This is a genomic window from Streptomyces sp. NPDC016845, from assembly GCF_044332585.1.
Classification (GTDB): Bacteria; Actinomycetota; Actinomycetes; order Streptomycetales; family Streptomycetaceae; genus Streptomyces.
Map to the genome: position 1 here is coordinate 49,941 of NZ_JBIRPI010000028.1, position 13,607 is coordinate 63,547.

Sequence of the window (13,607 nt, forward strand, 5' to 3'; positions counted from 1 at the left end):
CTCCCACGTGATGGTCACGCAACTCCTCCAGCAGCCCGGCCTGTTCACTGAGGCAGCAAGCTGTACCAGCCGCATCTAAACGGACATCAAGGTCTCACCAGGCACCTTTGCCGCCTCCGGTCGACTCCTGCCGTACACCGCGGCCGGTAGGCACCAGGAGGGGCCGCGGCGCCCACCGCCCATAGCTGTGCCTTCGGCGCTACTGGTTCAGATCCATGACCGGCGCGCCGAGTCCTTCGTAGGCGCGGGAGTCGGTGGTGGCGATGAGAGCACCGTCGGGGCGCTCCAGGGTAGGGCGGGTGGCGTGGACGGCGGCTCCAATCCCGAACGGCACTGCGTGGCGGTGCAGGTCGGCGACGGCGTGGGCGGTGGCGTAGTCGGCGTCCAGGGTGTGAAGCACGTCGAGGATGCCGAGGTAGTCCACGATGCCGGCCCGTTCGCGTTCGGCTTCCAGCGCGCACACGATCGGCACCCACAGCCGCACGGTCGGATCGCCGGCGGCTACGTGGATGAGGCCGGAAACCTGCTTGTGGCCGCCCAGCGCCAGCAGGGTCGCGGTGTCCAGGACGTAGTGCTCGAGGATCACGCTGCCCCGCCCGGGGCGGGGCGCTGGCGGGCGGCCTGGGCCTGGCGCATCCGCTCGCGCAGCGCACCGGCTTCATCGGCGTCGACGGTGTGGCCGAACTCGGCGGCCAGGAAGGCGTCCGTGCGCTTGGACCGCTCAAGCAGTTGCGCGGGGGTGAGCGCGGTGGCCGCGAACTCCTCGATCAGAGCCCGCATCGTCATATTCCGCGCCTCGGCCAGCGCCGCGAGCTTGTCCCGGGTCTCCGCACCGATCTTGATCGTCGTATCCACCCAGCCGAGTATACCGACAAGAATACCGCAGGTCGAGGGGCGTTTCAGTCGCCGTAATCCTGCACCTGCCAGCCCTCGGGTACCTCGCGTACGTCGAAGCCCGGGGCCATGATCTGGTGGAGGGTTTCGCCGTCGCTCCAGTCGTGCAAGGTGTCGGAGAGTGTGGCAATAGTGGCTCGTCGACGTTGTCGAAGAGGATGACGGGTTCGACGGCGAGGTTGTGCTCCTGCGTCGCGTGCCGGGGCTCGGGGCGGCCCAGCCGACGACCGGTACGACCATGATGGTCTTGACGTCGGGCCACTTGAAGGCTACCCGCCATCCGTCGGGCGCGGTTGCGAAGGTGAAATGTGCAGCAGTCATGAACGACGATTTTTGACGACCGGCTTGGATGCATCGGATGTTGGGGCGAGCGTCCGCCCGGTGGTGGCCTGCGCGCAATGCAGGCCGCGCTTGCCGCGAACGCGGTCTCGATGCCGTCCTCGGTCAGCTCGCGGCGGGTGCGGGTCGCTCCGGCCTTGTTGATCAGTACATCCAGGCCGCCGGCCCGGAGGCTGACCTCTCGGGCGAGCCGGTGGACATCACGCAGGCGGGACATGTCGGCAGTGATCGCTGTGACGCTGTCGTTCCGGGTGGAGGGCGCAGTCCTGCCAGCCGGCGTGCCGTCTCCTTGCCGATACCCCCGGTGCTGCCCGTGACCAGCCGGTCTTGCCTTCCATGATCACCACTTCTTTCCTGCACCAGCGTCTACTGCGGATCCACACGGACCACAGCGTGCGGCAGACGTGACACGCGCTGTCCTGCCTTCTGTCTTCTGCGGTCTGCCTCGCGCTCCGGTCTGGTTCAGCGGCGGAGCAGTGCCAGCAGGCTGAGGCCGAACATCAGGACACCCAGCGGCAGGTGGACCAAGGGAACGTGTGCGACGCCGAGGACGACCTGGGCGGAGGCCAGGAGAAGGAAGCCGGTGGCGTGCCAGACGGGTCGCGGTGAGCCGCCGCCTGGCTTCCACGCGAGTATCGCGGCGAGCAGGTAGAGCATCGAGGCGCCGTACATCACGCGGGCGCCGATGCTGTGCATCGTCTCGCCGTGAGCGGAGGTGAGCAGCCATCCGGCACTGATGGCCTGCAGGAAGATGGTCGCCGTCTGCAGGGCGATCGATATCTGCAGGAACAACGAGGTGCGCGCGAGGGGCGGCGCGTGCGTGGTCAGTTCAGCGGTCATGTCACGGTCTCTCTTTCTACTCTTGGGCCGCGATGGAGTAGCGCGCGGCTCCTCCGGGTCTGCAACTGCCGGCTGCGAGACGCGCGCGCTTTGCGGTGTGTCGGCTCCTGGCGGATGGGAACCGATGGCGGTCGCCGCGCGGGGGATGCGGCTGGGCGCGGCGGTGTGGTCAGTGCAGGAAGTCGAGCAGTCGCCTGTTCAGTTCGTCGGGGGCGGCCAAGGGCAGGGAGTGGTGGGTGGCCCCGGCAAGGACGTGCACCTCGGCCTGTGGGATGTTCCGGCGGGCCTTGGCCGCGGCTTTGGCGGCGTGGTGGGCGCGGCTGTGTTCGGCGAGCAGGACCAGGACCGGCAGGCGCAGGCCCTTGGTGCGGGGGCGGCGCCCAGTGATGATCTTGCGGCCGGGGACGGTGGTGGCCGACGCATACAGGCGCTGCCAGGTCTCCTCCAGCGGGACGCTGCCGGTTTCCCAGGCCAGGAAGGCGCGGGCGCGGGCCTGGCTGGGGCGGATGAGGGCGGGCAGGGCGTGCAACAGGTAGTGGGGGCGGAAGGCGGTAAAGACTTGAGTGGGGTCGATGAGGGCAAGGCGATTGACGCGCTGCGGTGCGTGCAGTGCGTAGGTGGCGGCCAGCCAGGCGCCGTAGGAGTGGCCGCACAGGTGCGCGCGGGCGAGCTGGAGGTTGTCCAGGAGGGCGTCCAGCCAGGCCAGCAGGTCCGCGGCGCGTTTCAGCGGGATGCCCTGGCGCCGGGTGCGGCCGGCGTCCCCCAGCAGATCTACCGCGTACACCCGGCAGCGCTTCCCCAGGGCGGGGATGTTGGCGAACCAGACCAGACCGGTGGCCGAACCGCCGGGCAGCAGCACCACCGGCTCGCCGTCGGCGGGACCATGCACGTGCACCCGGGTGGGGCCGTAGGGGGTGGGGGCGTCCTGCTCCTCGGTGGACGCGGGCCACCGGGCGCGCAGTTCGTCATAGGCACCGTCGAAAGCAGACTTCGACACAGACCATCCTCCTCGCTCACCAATATTCTCGCTCGGCGAGATAATATGCACGAAGCCTCAGGGAGTGTGCGTGAACGACGATCAAAGCCCGGCCATGGACCTGGTCCACCTGCTGCGCGCGGTGACCGTGCAATTCGACCTGCTCGGCGCCGAGTTCGCCACCCGCAACGGGCTGCATCCCACCGACGTGCGTGCGCTGATCCACCTGCTGGGCGCCCAACGGCAGAGCATCCGTGCCACACCCGGCTGGCTGGGCGAGCAGTTGCGCCTCAACTCGGCCGGCACCACCGCCCTCATCGACCGCCTGGAGCATCTCGGACTGATCCGCCGCAGCCGGGACACCGCCGACCGGCGCCGCGTCCTGCTCACCGTGGAGGACAAGGCCCACGAACTCGGCTGGGCCTTCTTCGGACCGGTGATCAGCGAAGTAACAAGTGTTGCTGAGAAGTTCAGCGCGGGCGAACTGGAAACAGTGCGGCACTTTCTGACAGCAGTCCTCCAGTCCACCCGGCAGGCACGCTGACCGTGCACGCTGACCGCCCCCGTACGGCGCGGGTGCCGCACGAGGAGCCGAATGGCCCGAGAGTCCGAGGAGGGGTAGAGACCGGCATGGCCGGTCACACCGGGCGCGCGAAGCCACAACGCCGCAAACGGTGGACTGCTTCGGCATCGGATACGCGAGATCGCGCGGGGGGCCGGCGGCCGTCATCAGTCGGTCAGCCGTTGGATAGTTTTGAGCGCCTGCCCTGCGCCGTCCTCGGCCGCCAGGTGCTGCGCCGCTTTTGCGGCGGCCCGGCTGTAGGCCTGCTGCTTCACCACCCGGGCCAGTGCCTCGGCCAGGCGTTCGGCGGTCAGGGAGCGGAAGGGGATCGGTTCGGTGGCAGCTCCCAGGTCGGCCAGTCGGCGCGCCCAGAACGGCTGGTCCGCCGTCACCGGCACCACGACCGCGGGCACCCCGGCGCGCAGTGCGGCCGCCGCGGTGCCGGCTCCGCCGTGGTGGACCACCCCAGCCAGGCGCGGGAAGAGCAGGGCGTGCGGCACGTCCCCGATCGTGAGCACGTCGTCGCCGTCGGCGGCAAGCAGGGCGCTGCCGGCCTGGAGGATGCCGCGCAGTCCGGCGCGGCGCAGGGCGCGGGCGGCGATATCGCTCAGGCGTTTCCCGTCGCCGGAGGCCATGCTGCCGAAGCCGATCAGGACGGGCCGGGAGCCGGCGTCCAGGAAGTCCTCCAGTACGGGAGGCAGTTGCTCAGTCGCGTTGTGGTGGGGCCACCAGTTGCCGACGATGTCCAGGCCGGGACGCCAGTCGGAGGGTCGGGGCACCAGGGCCGTGCTGAAGCCGTGCAGGATGGGCCAGTTCGCCTGCTCCACTCGTCGGCGCATCGCGGAAGGAGAGACCGGCGGCAGATCCAGGCGGCGGCGCAGCTGGGTGACCGCCTGGTCGTAGAGGCGGTCGGCCATGTGCAGTGTGAAGCGACCCGTAGCGCGGTTGGCCCGGCGGCCCAGGGAGCGAGCCCCTGTGACGACGGGCGGAAAGTCACCGGTCGGTTGAGTGGGCTGGAGGTACACCCCCAGGCTCGGGGTGCCGGTGGCTTCCGTGAGGTGCCAGCCCAGGGGCGCCGTGGTGGCCGACAGCAGGAGCAGATCCGTACCCGCCTCTACCGCGTCGGCGAAGCCCTCACCGAGTCGTGTGGTGAAGGCGGCAGCGGCACGCATCAGTTCGCGTTTTGTCGTTGCCGCGCCGCTTTCCCGGGTGTCGGCGGGAAGACTGCGGAACGTCAGCCCCGCCTCCCGTACGAGCGGGGCGAAGGCGTCGGTGGCGGCGAGCGTGACGTCGTATCCGGCCCGTTGCAGTTCGGCACCGAGCCCCGTGTAGGGGGCGACGTCGCCGCGCGATCCGGCCGCGGCGATCAGAATTCTCATCGGTCCTCCTCGGATTCGCTCCGGCTTCCTGGGTGGCGGGCGGCGTTGGCGCGGATGGCCCGGCTCAGGTAGGCGGCCAGGCCGGGGCGTTGCTGCGTGGGCGGGAGGATGAGGGCGAAGGCGCGTGCGTCGGCGAGGAAGTCGTCGGCGAGGCGCTGGTGCATGTCGGGCGGGCAGGCGGTGAACCAGCGGGCGATGTGCAGGCGGTGCTCTTCGGCCAGGTCCATGGCCCGCCCGCCGTCGCTCGGCTCGCCCTCGTCGAAGGCGGCCAGGAGTTCCGCGCGCCAGGCGGCGGCCTCGCCCATGAGCCGGGCCCAGTCGTCTTTGCTGTGGGCGGCCGCGCGGGCCATCGCCTGCCGCTGCCCCGGCGTGTGCGCCCACTTCAGCTCCGCCTCGGTGGCATAACTCAGGTCGAAGGTGATCTCGCCGAAGACCGCGAAGCGTTCCTCCGGACTCATGGCCACCCCGGTCCGGTGGACCTCGATCGCCTTCTGCGCCACATCGGCCAGCCGCTGCAGCCGGGCGCTCTCCTCCAGCAACTGCCGCTGCCGGGCCCGCAGGTGCGCAAGCGCGCTCGCCTGCGGATCCTTGAGGATCACGGTGATCTCGTCGAGTGAGAAGCCGAGTTCGCGGTAGAAGAGGATCTGCTGGAGACGGACCAGGTCGGCCTCGTTGTAGAGCCGGTACCCGGCCTGGCTGCGGTCACTGGGCGACAGCAGCCCCGCCTTGTCGTAATGGTGCAGCGTGCGCACCGTCACCTGGGCAAAGGCCGCGACCTGCCCCACCGAGTAGCTCATCCACCCGCCCCCTTTCCTCGGCCCCCAGCCTCAAGCCTGACGTATGGGGAGGGTCAAACAGGGCGCCGCACTCGGCCCGCAACCTGTGCCCGCCGGATTCCGCACCGAGGAGGGACGGGCCCTGCCGAAGTAGCGTCACCGACTGCCCGACGCGGGAGGAACCGAGATGTGAGAGAAATGTGTCGGAATTGTGGTTACGGGGAGTGTGTGGGGGAACTCAGGCCAGCGCCGTGCTTGGGACAACAGGTGACGGTTCAGCACTGCGAGACAGCGCATGAGTGGATCCCGCGCCTGGCCGGTCCTCACGGCTGTGAGGACCGGCCAGGCGCATGGACCCTTGTGCGAGCAACGGACGTACAGCCTGTCCTGCCGCCTCTTCTGTGCCGTGGCGCCTCTGCAGTTACATCCGCACCCGCCCACAAAGCCGCTACGGACCCGGTCGACGGCAAGCCCCGTAACGCGCTGGTGCGACCGCGCTTCATGGCCCAGCCCCCGCTGCTGCCCACTACGCCGTACGAACTGCAGCGCGCCGACGGCAGGTACTCACGCGTGGAGATCGCGATCCGCCGGGCCCAGGTGCGAAACCTGCAGGCAGCGGACGTGACCGGCCTTGTCCTCGACGGCCCTGCAACCGGCTCGCCGCCGCTGATGCTCAGCTGGAGCGAGCCTGGCAGACGGCACAGGGGCGATCCCTCTCGCCACGGTCATGACAGCGGGTTGTATGTTGCGGGTATGGGGCGGGGGAAGACACAGGAAGCCAGCAGACGTCGGCGGCTGAGCTGGCCGAACGACGAGTGGAACCGTGCGGCCGCACTGTGCACGGGGCAGCTGCCGCTGGTATGGCTGGCCTGGTGGTTCGCCATGGAGGCGGGCCGGGACGACTACGACCAGGGCGGCGGCGCCTTCCTGGGCATCTTCTGCGTGCTGCTGCTGTTGCCGTTGCTCGGTGTCGCGCACGCGAGCGTGCAGATCATGCCCGCCTTGACCCTGGCCCGCCTGCGGCCCCGCGCCGCCCCGGGGCCGGAGTGGCTGTGGCATCTGGCCGCGTCCGTTCTGATCGGCCTGGGATGGTCGGCGCTGGGGCGGCTGTCGTGGGGATGGCCGGTCACCGACACGCTCCCGTGGTTCGCCGGTGTCGGCGTTCTGCCGGTACTGGTCTCCGCCCGCCTGCCCGGACGCTCGCAAGGTTCGCAGGGATCGTGGGGTGTCTGGCTTCGTTCGGCGGGCGTGAGTTGCGCCCTCTTCATCGTGTGCGGGGTGCCGGCGGCCTCGCTGGCAGGCCATTACGAACCTCCTCAGCTGTCCGCCGGGCAGCTCCTCGGCAACTGGCGCGGGGCGGACGGCGGCGTGCTGAAGCTGGCCGCGGGCGGCCGGGCGGAGCTGAGCCGTGTACCGGCCCACAACGACGTCGACGAAGACGGTGACTTCTCCCTGTGCGACGGGACCGGCACGTGGACACTCGAGAGAGGCAGTGACCTACGGGACACCGACCGGGACGGCGTCCTCCTACGACTCGACGGCGAGTGCGGCCAGGAGACCTTCTGGACGATCGGCGGTACCGCACAGGACCCCGAGCTGTTCGTCCTGTTCGGCGACCCGGACGCCGGCGAGCTGCGCATCATGGCCCGGCCCTGAACACCTCCTCGCCACCTCGCGCGCCTGACGGACGATATGGCCACATGGCCGGGACACGCTCACGCACCGCTGTGCGGGGCGGGCGCGACTGTTCCAGGTGCAAGCGCTGAAGAGGCGGGCAGCCCGGGTGAGGAGGCGGGACCGCCGGGGGGCCGGGTCCGGGGCCCCTCGGCCACACGGACCGACGGCACCGCGTGCTGGCCGCCGCGCCCCAGCGCGGCATCTCTGAGTGTCCTCCCCCGGCACGGCATATGCCAGAGTTCGGGCAGACTCCTCCCGTGGGTTGTCAACGCGGTCACCTCAGCAGCGGGTCTCGAACATGCACATAGGGGAAACACGGGCAGGGGCGCCGGTTGCGCCTGTCACGGCAGCAAGACAGCGACATCGGGGACGAAGAGCATGTGTCACCCTGCCCGGCCTCCTGGCGACCGGATCACCGGGCGCCAGGAGGCCGGGCAGCCGCCGGGGCCGACGGCCGGCAGCGCCTGACGTACGTCGGCGCCCGGCCTCCCCTGTCCGCGTCGCCGCCCTGCGGGCCGCCGCCCCGGACGGCCGCCTCCGTCACGTCCTGTCCGGCTGCAGGCGGTCCCGGTTGTCACGACCGTGCGGCGCCGGTTGCTTGATGCGTGGGACAGCGCCTGGTGCCTGGCCTGTTTTGGGCGAGGGAGGTGCTCACCGCATGGTGCCGCCGTCCTGAGAGGCGACGGCATCAACGGTCGCGGCGGCGGCGCGCCGCACGCTCGCGCAGCGCGGCGGCGTCCCGGCGCATCGTGCGCGCCCTGCGCCGCATCTGTGCCGCGGTGTGGATCAGGGCACGGCTGTGTGCCCGGGCCAGTTCCAGCCGCGAGATGCTGGGGGTGGTCTCGGAGTCCATGCTGCCGCCTCGTCCATCCTGCCGTCGTACGTTCAGTGTGCGCCTTGGGCGGCCGGAGCGGCGTGAGACGGGCGCGCACGACGCGCCGCGGCGTGCCCACGCGTACCGGACGGGCTCCCGGTCAGGGCCGGAACCGCCCGTCTTCCTTGATTCGCGGCGCGCGCAGGGCACGCGGCCCCCGTACGGGCACACTGGCAGGCCTGATCGTCAGTCGGTCGCCAGCAGGCCGGTCCGGAGCTTGCCCAGGACCCGGGCGAGCAGGCGGGAGACGTGCATCTGGGAACAGTCCAGCAGGTCGGCGATCTCCTGCTGGGTCTGCTCCTCGACGAAGCGGAGGTGGATGATCTGCCGGTCCCGCTCGTCAAGGGCCGCGATCAGCGGGGCCAGGGCGCGGAAGTTGTCCACGAGGTCGAAGGAGGGGTCCTCGAAGCCGATGAAGTCCGCGAGCGCGGATTCCGAGTCGTCCCCGCCGCCGGTGGTGGTGGTGGCGTCCAGGGAGATCGAGTTGTAGCCGTTGGAGGCCTGCTGCGCCTGGGCGACCTCGGACGGTTCCAGCTGCATCAGCTCGGCCAGTTCGGCGGTGGTGGGCGTGCGGCCCAGGCGGGTGCGCAGTTCCTCGCTGGCCTTGGACAGCTCCAGGCGGGCTTCTTGGAGGCGGCGCGGGACGTGGACGGCCCAGGAGGTGTCGCGGAAGAAGCGTTTGATCTCGCCGGTGATGTAGGGGATCGCGAAGGAGGTGAACTCCACCTCCCGCGTGAGATCGAAGCGGTCGATCGCTTTGATCAGGCCGATCGTGCCGACCTGGACGATGTCCTGCATCTCCGCGTGTCCGCGGTGCTTGAAGCGGGAGGCGGCGTACTGCACGAGCGACAGGTTCATCTCGATCAGGCAGTTGCGGACATAGCTGTATTCGCGGCTGCCTTCCTCGAGTCCGCTCAGGCGGTCGAAGAAGGGCCTGAAGAGGGTGCGGGCGTCGTGCGGGGTGATCGAGGACGGGTCCTTGTACGCGCGCTGGGCGAGAGCGTCTTCCGCCAGCGTCGCCTGACTGACCGTCACGGTGATCATGCGTCCCTGCTTCCCATAGATGAGCTGGGCCTTTGTGTTCCCCGTAACCGGGCCCCTGCCCGCCCTGCCGATACGTACACCCTTGATGGCGTGAACGACCGGCAAGCACCGGCGTTTCGCGCTTCAACCACCACACACGGCGCCAAGCGTCCCATCGGACGCCGACGAGGCGGTGGCCGGCCTTTGCCAGGCGGGCCGCCCGCCTCGGCCCGGCACGCGTTCCCGAAGACGTTCCTTTCCAGCGCGCGGCCGGTTCACGGAATCCGGCGGGACTGGCGACAAGGTGTCGCTGCGACTGCTGTGAACACTGAACTGCCGGGCGTGCGGGCGCGGCTGGGTCAGGCGGTGACGTAGGCGGCCGACACGAGCAGGCCCAGCGCGGTCGGCACGTAGACGATGCGCACCGGACCCTGCACGTACTGACGGACGCTCCCGTGCTGCAGCGGCGCACCGGCCAGCGGATCCACAGCGATCGCCTCTAGAACCATGTCCAGACTCGCCCGGGCCACCGGTGTCATCGTCTCGGCCTGCTCCAGGGCGACATCGTGAACGACCAGATGGGCCCAGCGCGGCAGGTGGCCCGCCAGCCGGTGCTGCTCAGCGCGCGGGGGGCGGCCGAGGCCCACTCGGACCTCTTCCCAGTCGGTGCACACGTCGAGATCGACGCCCTCGGCAGCGAGGTCTCCCAGCACATACGCGACGCCCGGATCGGTGAGCGCCAGGTGGCGGGCATCTGCGCGCAGCGCCGTGCGCTCTGCGTGGTTGAAGACGAGACGCGCCATGCCCTCCCCCTGGTGGCCTTGGAAGCCCGACAGTAGTGAGCGTGCCGGGTCCCTGCCAGCGCCGGCGACGAGGGAGGCTGCGCCAGCAGGGGCGATGCGGGTGTCAGGAGCCGGGCGGTTACCGCACCGGCTTCGCGATGGTGCGGCCGCTTGTGGTGCGCCGGCGGCTGGCTGCCTTGGCCATGGTGCTGTCCTGTGGTCCGCGGGGTCAGGCAGACGGCAACGCCGGCTCCCCGCCTGAGTGAAGCGCGAGTACCCCGCTTGCAGCGTCCGCGGCAGAGCCAGCGCATCCGCGACCGGTTTATTGCGACGCGCAGCCAGGCGACCGGCGCCCCCGGGGGGGGGCTCAGTTCAGGGCCGGCGCACCGCCTGCGACCATGCCGTCAGCAACTCGGCGTACTCCTTGCGCTGTTCGTCGTTGAGGAAGCCGCCGCTGCGGATCATCAGCACGCGGATCCGTGCGTTCAGCTCCGCGGCAGACTGCTGCCCCGTCGGCTGCTTCGGGGTAGCCGGCATGACGCAGAACGTAACGCCGCCTCTAAGCCTTGGGCAAAGCTTGTCTGCATATGCCGATGCGTACCAGCCGGAACCCTGCCTGCCGCTTCCCTGCCCGCTCGCCCGTGCAACCGGGCACGGGGCATGCTCAGGACCAGGCCAGCGCGTCAGCACCACGTTCCAGGCGGCCAGGGGGCGAAGTACGGAAATGGCCGAACACACGGCACGGTGCAGCTGCGAGATGCACCACGACCGTCACTTCGCTCTGCACCACGGCATGTCGGGATCAGCACGTGAACGCGGTGGCGGCGGCATCAGATCACCCCAGCTCTGGTAGGCAACGTCAAGGTCGCTCAGCCATGGTCCCGCTTCTGCTGCGAGGCAGCCGTCACCGCTGACGCCCACGCCGCCACCTCGCGCGCCAGGACGGCCGATGACAGACTCCGCCAGCGAGAGGGGTGAAGGCGCCGGAGTCGGCACGCCGGGCCGGCGTCACCCTCACGGCGTTGTTGCCCTGGCATGCGGGCCATAACGCCGTCGGCCGGTGGGGCAGCGCCGGCCGGTGACCAGACCTGCGGCTGCGGGGAGCGGCCGGTGGCAGGGCGCAGGCCCGCGGCCGTCAGCGCCGCGATCAGCGCACAGGCGAGCGTGGCCAGAACCGCCGAGAGCGCGGCGAGCGAAACCGTGCGTACGGCTGGCAAAGGCGGGCAGCGGTCTCTGAGCCCGTGCGCTTGTGCCCCGAGCAAGACGCCAGGGTGGGTCGGGGTGCGTGGGTTACCCGGAGACAGCCTGTTCCTCGGATGCCCCCTCCCCCGCCCGGCACCAGCCCGATCCACCGCGGCGGTGCGGGCGGTGCCGCTGCAGTTGGTGACGACCACAGGATGCGCGCTCGGCCGGGATCGTCAGGCCAGGGCGATGGTCGCGGTGACGCACTTGCCGACCGGTTCCCGCCGGGCCTCGAAGCTTCGTGCGCACAGCAGGACGATCTCGAGGCCGTGCTGGCCGACCCGGCCGGCATCAGCCGCCCTAGCCAGCGGCAGTACCGGATCCCCGTCCCAGACCTCCACCCGGACACTGTCCGCACCCAGTGTCAGGTCCATCAGGACGGGGCCCGGTGCGTACTTGTAGGCGTTGGTCACCAGCTCGCTCACCACCAGCTGCGTCACCTCCACGGCGCGCTGGGAGATGGCGCGATGCTGGGTGCTTTGTGCTCGGGTGAGGAAGTCCGCGGAGAAGCGGCGTGCCTCGGCGATGCAGCTGCCGTCGCCCTCCAGGGCCAACGCGGCGTGCAGACCGCCGATGCCGCTCACGATGCCGCCCTGCTGGGGATGGGCGGCGCGCTTGGAACCACTTGGCACTTCCCTCGCTCTTTCGCCGCGCGTACCCCGATCCATCCCCTTTACACCCCTGCTTCGCGCAGGGCCTCGGCCCCTGTCCGGGGCGGGAGTTGACCGGTTACCGGCGGACCTCCGGAGCAGGGCGGCGGTGTGGGAGCATCCGCGCATGACACCACAGAACACGGCGGGACCCGCGGGGCCGTCCGAGCCGGACGGACTGGCTGTCACCGCCCGCGTCCAAGAGGGTGTCCTCGTCCTCGGCCTGGCGGGCACACCCGACCACACCGGCCAATCCGCCCTGCACCGCGCCCTCGAGGCGGCGGATCCGAGCCTGTGCCGCATCGTGTGCGACCTGGAACAGCTCACCTTTATGGACTCCACCGGCATCAACCTTTTCCTGATCATGCACCGGCGGGCCGGTCAGCAGGACGGGTGGCTGCGGCTGACCGCCGCCCCCGAGCCGGTCCTGCGCACCCTCCAGCTCGTCGGCCTGGACCAGGTCATCAGCCTGCACCCCACCGTCGCCCATGCCCTGAACGCCTGACCCCACCGCCGTAGCGCACTCAAAAGTTCAGCGGTGCCCGGCCCGGGCCCTTTCGTGCGCAGCGGTCCGGGCCGGGTCAGCCGTTCCACCTCGCCCGCGGGCCGCCCCGCCGTCGGGCTCCGCCGCTCACCGCCACGACATGGCGCGCAGTGCCCCGCGGATGCCGGATCCCCGCATCGCGGGCCTGCCGACCCGCAACTCGGTGCATCCGGGCAGCGGTTGCGGGGCGACAGGTAGGTATGGGGAGCCTCCATGCCCGGACCCTGCATGGGGGTTCTTCCGCACGCCCGCACCTCGTCCTCCCGGGTCGGCCGGACCGCCCCGCCCCGTGGCCTCGTGCCCGGCTCGCCTGGTGTCCGGCCGGCTGCCCGGGCGGCGCTATCCGTCCGGCTCGTCGAAGAGGTCGGTGCAGACCTGCGGCAGCGGGCGGCCGGTGGCGAACGCGCGGGCCCGCAGCAAGGCCAGCGCGTCCGGAATGCCGATGCCGCGGCGCGCGGCCAGCTGCCCGGCCGCGCGGCGGGCCCGGCCCCAGTAAGCGTCGATCATCTCGGCCGGCTCCCAGGGCAGCGGCTCACTGCCGCCGAAGTGCCGCACGGCGCGCTCCAGCAGGATGTCGGTCACCGTCTGGATGGCCGTCAGGGCCCGGGGCAGCGGGTCCTCGCCGTGCTGCCAGGGGGTGCGGCGCCACAGGTCCACCGCACCGATCGGCTTGCTGGTCCCGGCCGGGGCGAGCGGCAGCGCGAGAATCAGCGCCACCTGCGGGAGCTCCTCGCGCAGGCGGGAGCCGAAGACGGGCCACACGCTCAGATACTCGCCGGGGTCCAGGCACACCACCGGGGTTCCGGAGACGGAGGCCGCCATGCACGGCCCCTCCCCCGACTCGAACTGCAGCTCCTCCAGGCGCAGCGCCTCCCGGCCGTCGGCGCACAGGACCTGGCGCGCCTCGGTGTGCGTCAGCAGTGACATCGACGCCCCGTCCGCCCCCAGGCTCTGACTCAGTGCGTGGCACAGCCGGTTGGGCAGGCCCGCCTCGTCGCCCGCCGCAGCCCGCTCCATCACCCGCACCACCCGTGCATGACCCATCGGCC

General features: G+C 70.8%; 15 protein-coding genes. 3 read left to right on the forward strand and 12 right to left on the reverse strand.

All coding sequences use genetic code 11. From position 1 onward, the window contains the following. Window positions 1–199: 199 nt before the first annotated feature. From ACH4RC_RS37400 to ACH4RC_RS37415, 4 genes are all read right to left on the reverse strand, one after another. Window positions 200–586, reverse strand: coding sequence for a hypothetical protein (locus tag ACH4RC_RS37400; protein ID WP_398208788.1), 387 nt, complete (start codon window positions 584–586; stop codon window positions 200–202). Continuing rightward, window positions 583–855, reverse strand: coding sequence for a hypothetical protein (locus ACH4RC_RS37405; RefSeq protein ID WP_398208790.1), 273 nt, complete (start codon window positions 853–855; stop codon window positions 583–585). The genes ACH4RC_RS37400 and ACH4RC_RS37405 overlap by 4 nt, the downstream gene beginning before the upstream one ends. 840 nt (window positions 856–1,695) lie before the next feature. Beyond that, window positions 1,696–2,073: a hypothetical protein gene (locus tag ACH4RC_RS37410; RefSeq protein WP_398208791.1), complete on the reverse strand. Its 378-nt coding sequence runs from the start codon at window positions 2,071–2,073 to the stop codon at window positions 1,696–1,698. A gap of 169 nt (window positions 2,074–2,242) precedes the next feature. Next, window positions 2,243–3,070, reverse strand: coding sequence for an alpha/beta fold hydrolase (locus ACH4RC_RS37415; RefSeq protein ID WP_398208793.1), 828 nt, complete (start codon window positions 3,068–3,070; stop codon window positions 2,243–2,245). A gap of 94 nt (window positions 3,071–3,164) precedes the next feature. Between ACH4RC_RS37415 and ACH4RC_RS37420 the strand changes: the two genes are divergently transcribed. After that, window positions 3,165–3,593, forward strand: coding sequence for a MarR family winged helix-turn-helix transcriptional regulator (locus ACH4RC_RS37420; protein WP_398208852.1), 429 nt, complete (start codon window positions 3,165–3,167; stop codon window positions 3,591–3,593). 185 nt (window positions 3,594–3,778) lie between these two features. On the opposite strand, the gene ACH4RC_RS37425 is transcribed toward ACH4RC_RS37420, so the two are convergent. Both ACH4RC_RS37425 and ACH4RC_RS37430 read right to left on the reverse strand, forming a co-directional pair. After that, window positions 3,779–4,990, reverse strand: coding sequence for a glycosyltransferase (locus tag ACH4RC_RS37425; protein WP_398208795.1), 1,212 nt, complete (start codon window positions 4,988–4,990; stop codon window positions 3,779–3,781). Next, window positions 4,987–5,787, reverse strand: a complete 801-nt coding sequence (locus tag ACH4RC_RS37430; RefSeq protein WP_398208796.1) for a MerR family transcriptional regulator — start codon at window positions 5,785–5,787, stop codon at window positions 4,987–4,989. Before ACH4RC_RS37430 ends, ACH4RC_RS37425 begins: the two co-directional genes overlap by 4 nt. 732 nt (window positions 5,788–6,519) lie before the next feature. Here ACH4RC_RS37430 and ACH4RC_RS37435 point away from each other — a divergent pair. Beyond that, window positions 6,520–7,422: a hypothetical protein gene (locus ACH4RC_RS37435; RefSeq protein WP_398208798.1), complete on the forward strand. Its 903-nt coding sequence runs from the start codon at window positions 6,520–6,522 to the stop codon at window positions 7,420–7,422. Between the two features lie 709 nt (window positions 7,423–8,131). Here ACH4RC_RS37435 and ACH4RC_RS37440 read toward each other — a convergent pair. The 5 genes from ACH4RC_RS37440 to ACH4RC_RS37460 all read right to left on the reverse strand — a co-directional run bounded on the left by ACH4RC_RS37440 (window position 8,132) and on the right by ACH4RC_RS37460 (window position 11,996). Then, the gene (locus tag ACH4RC_RS37440; RefSeq protein WP_398208800.1) at window positions 8,132–8,296 is read right to left on the reverse strand and encodes a hypothetical protein; all 165 of its coding nucleotides are present in this window, start codon (window positions 8,294–8,296) and stop codon (window positions 8,132–8,134) included. 207 nt (window positions 8,297–8,503) lie between these two features. After that, window positions 8,504–9,361, reverse strand: coding sequence for a SigB/SigF/SigG family RNA polymerase sigma factor (locus ACH4RC_RS37445; protein ID WP_398208801.1), 858 nt, complete (start codon window positions 9,359–9,361; stop codon window positions 8,504–8,506). A 338-nt stretch (window positions 9,362–9,699) separates the two neighbouring features. Then, a complete protein-coding gene (locus tag ACH4RC_RS37450; RefSeq protein ID WP_398208803.1) occupies window positions 9,700–10,143 on the reverse strand; it encodes a hypothetical protein in 444 nt (147 codons plus the stop codon). A gap of 351 nt (window positions 10,144–10,494) precedes the next feature. Beyond that, on the reverse strand, window positions 10,495–10,659 hold the full coding sequence (locus tag ACH4RC_RS37455; protein ID WP_398208805.1) for a hypothetical protein: 165 nt from the start codon (window positions 10,657–10,659) through the stop codon (window positions 10,495–10,497). Window positions 10,660–11,540: 881 nt separating this feature from the next. Next, window positions 11,541–11,996 carry an ATP-binding protein gene (locus tag ACH4RC_RS37460; RefSeq protein ID WP_398208807.1) on the reverse strand — a complete coding sequence of 152 codons (456 nt, stop codon included), beginning with the start codon at window positions 11,994–11,996 and terminating at the stop codon, window positions 11,541–11,543. A gap of 145 nt (window positions 11,997–12,141) precedes the next feature. On the opposite strand from ACH4RC_RS37460, the gene ACH4RC_RS37465 reads away from it, so the two are divergent. After that, window positions 12,142–12,519 (forward strand): STAS domain-containing protein, encoded by a 378-nt coding sequence (locus tag ACH4RC_RS37465; RefSeq protein ID WP_398208809.1) that lies wholly within the window; start codon window positions 12,142–12,144, stop codon window positions 12,517–12,519. A gap of 378 nt (window positions 12,520–12,897) precedes the next feature. On the opposite strand, the gene ACH4RC_RS37470 is transcribed toward ACH4RC_RS37465, so the two are convergent. After that, a complete protein-coding gene (locus ACH4RC_RS37470) occupies window positions 12,898–13,602 on the reverse strand; it encodes a hypothetical protein (RefSeq protein ID WP_398208811.1) in 705 nt (234 codons plus the stop codon). Window positions 13,603–13,607 lie beyond the last annotated feature (5 nt).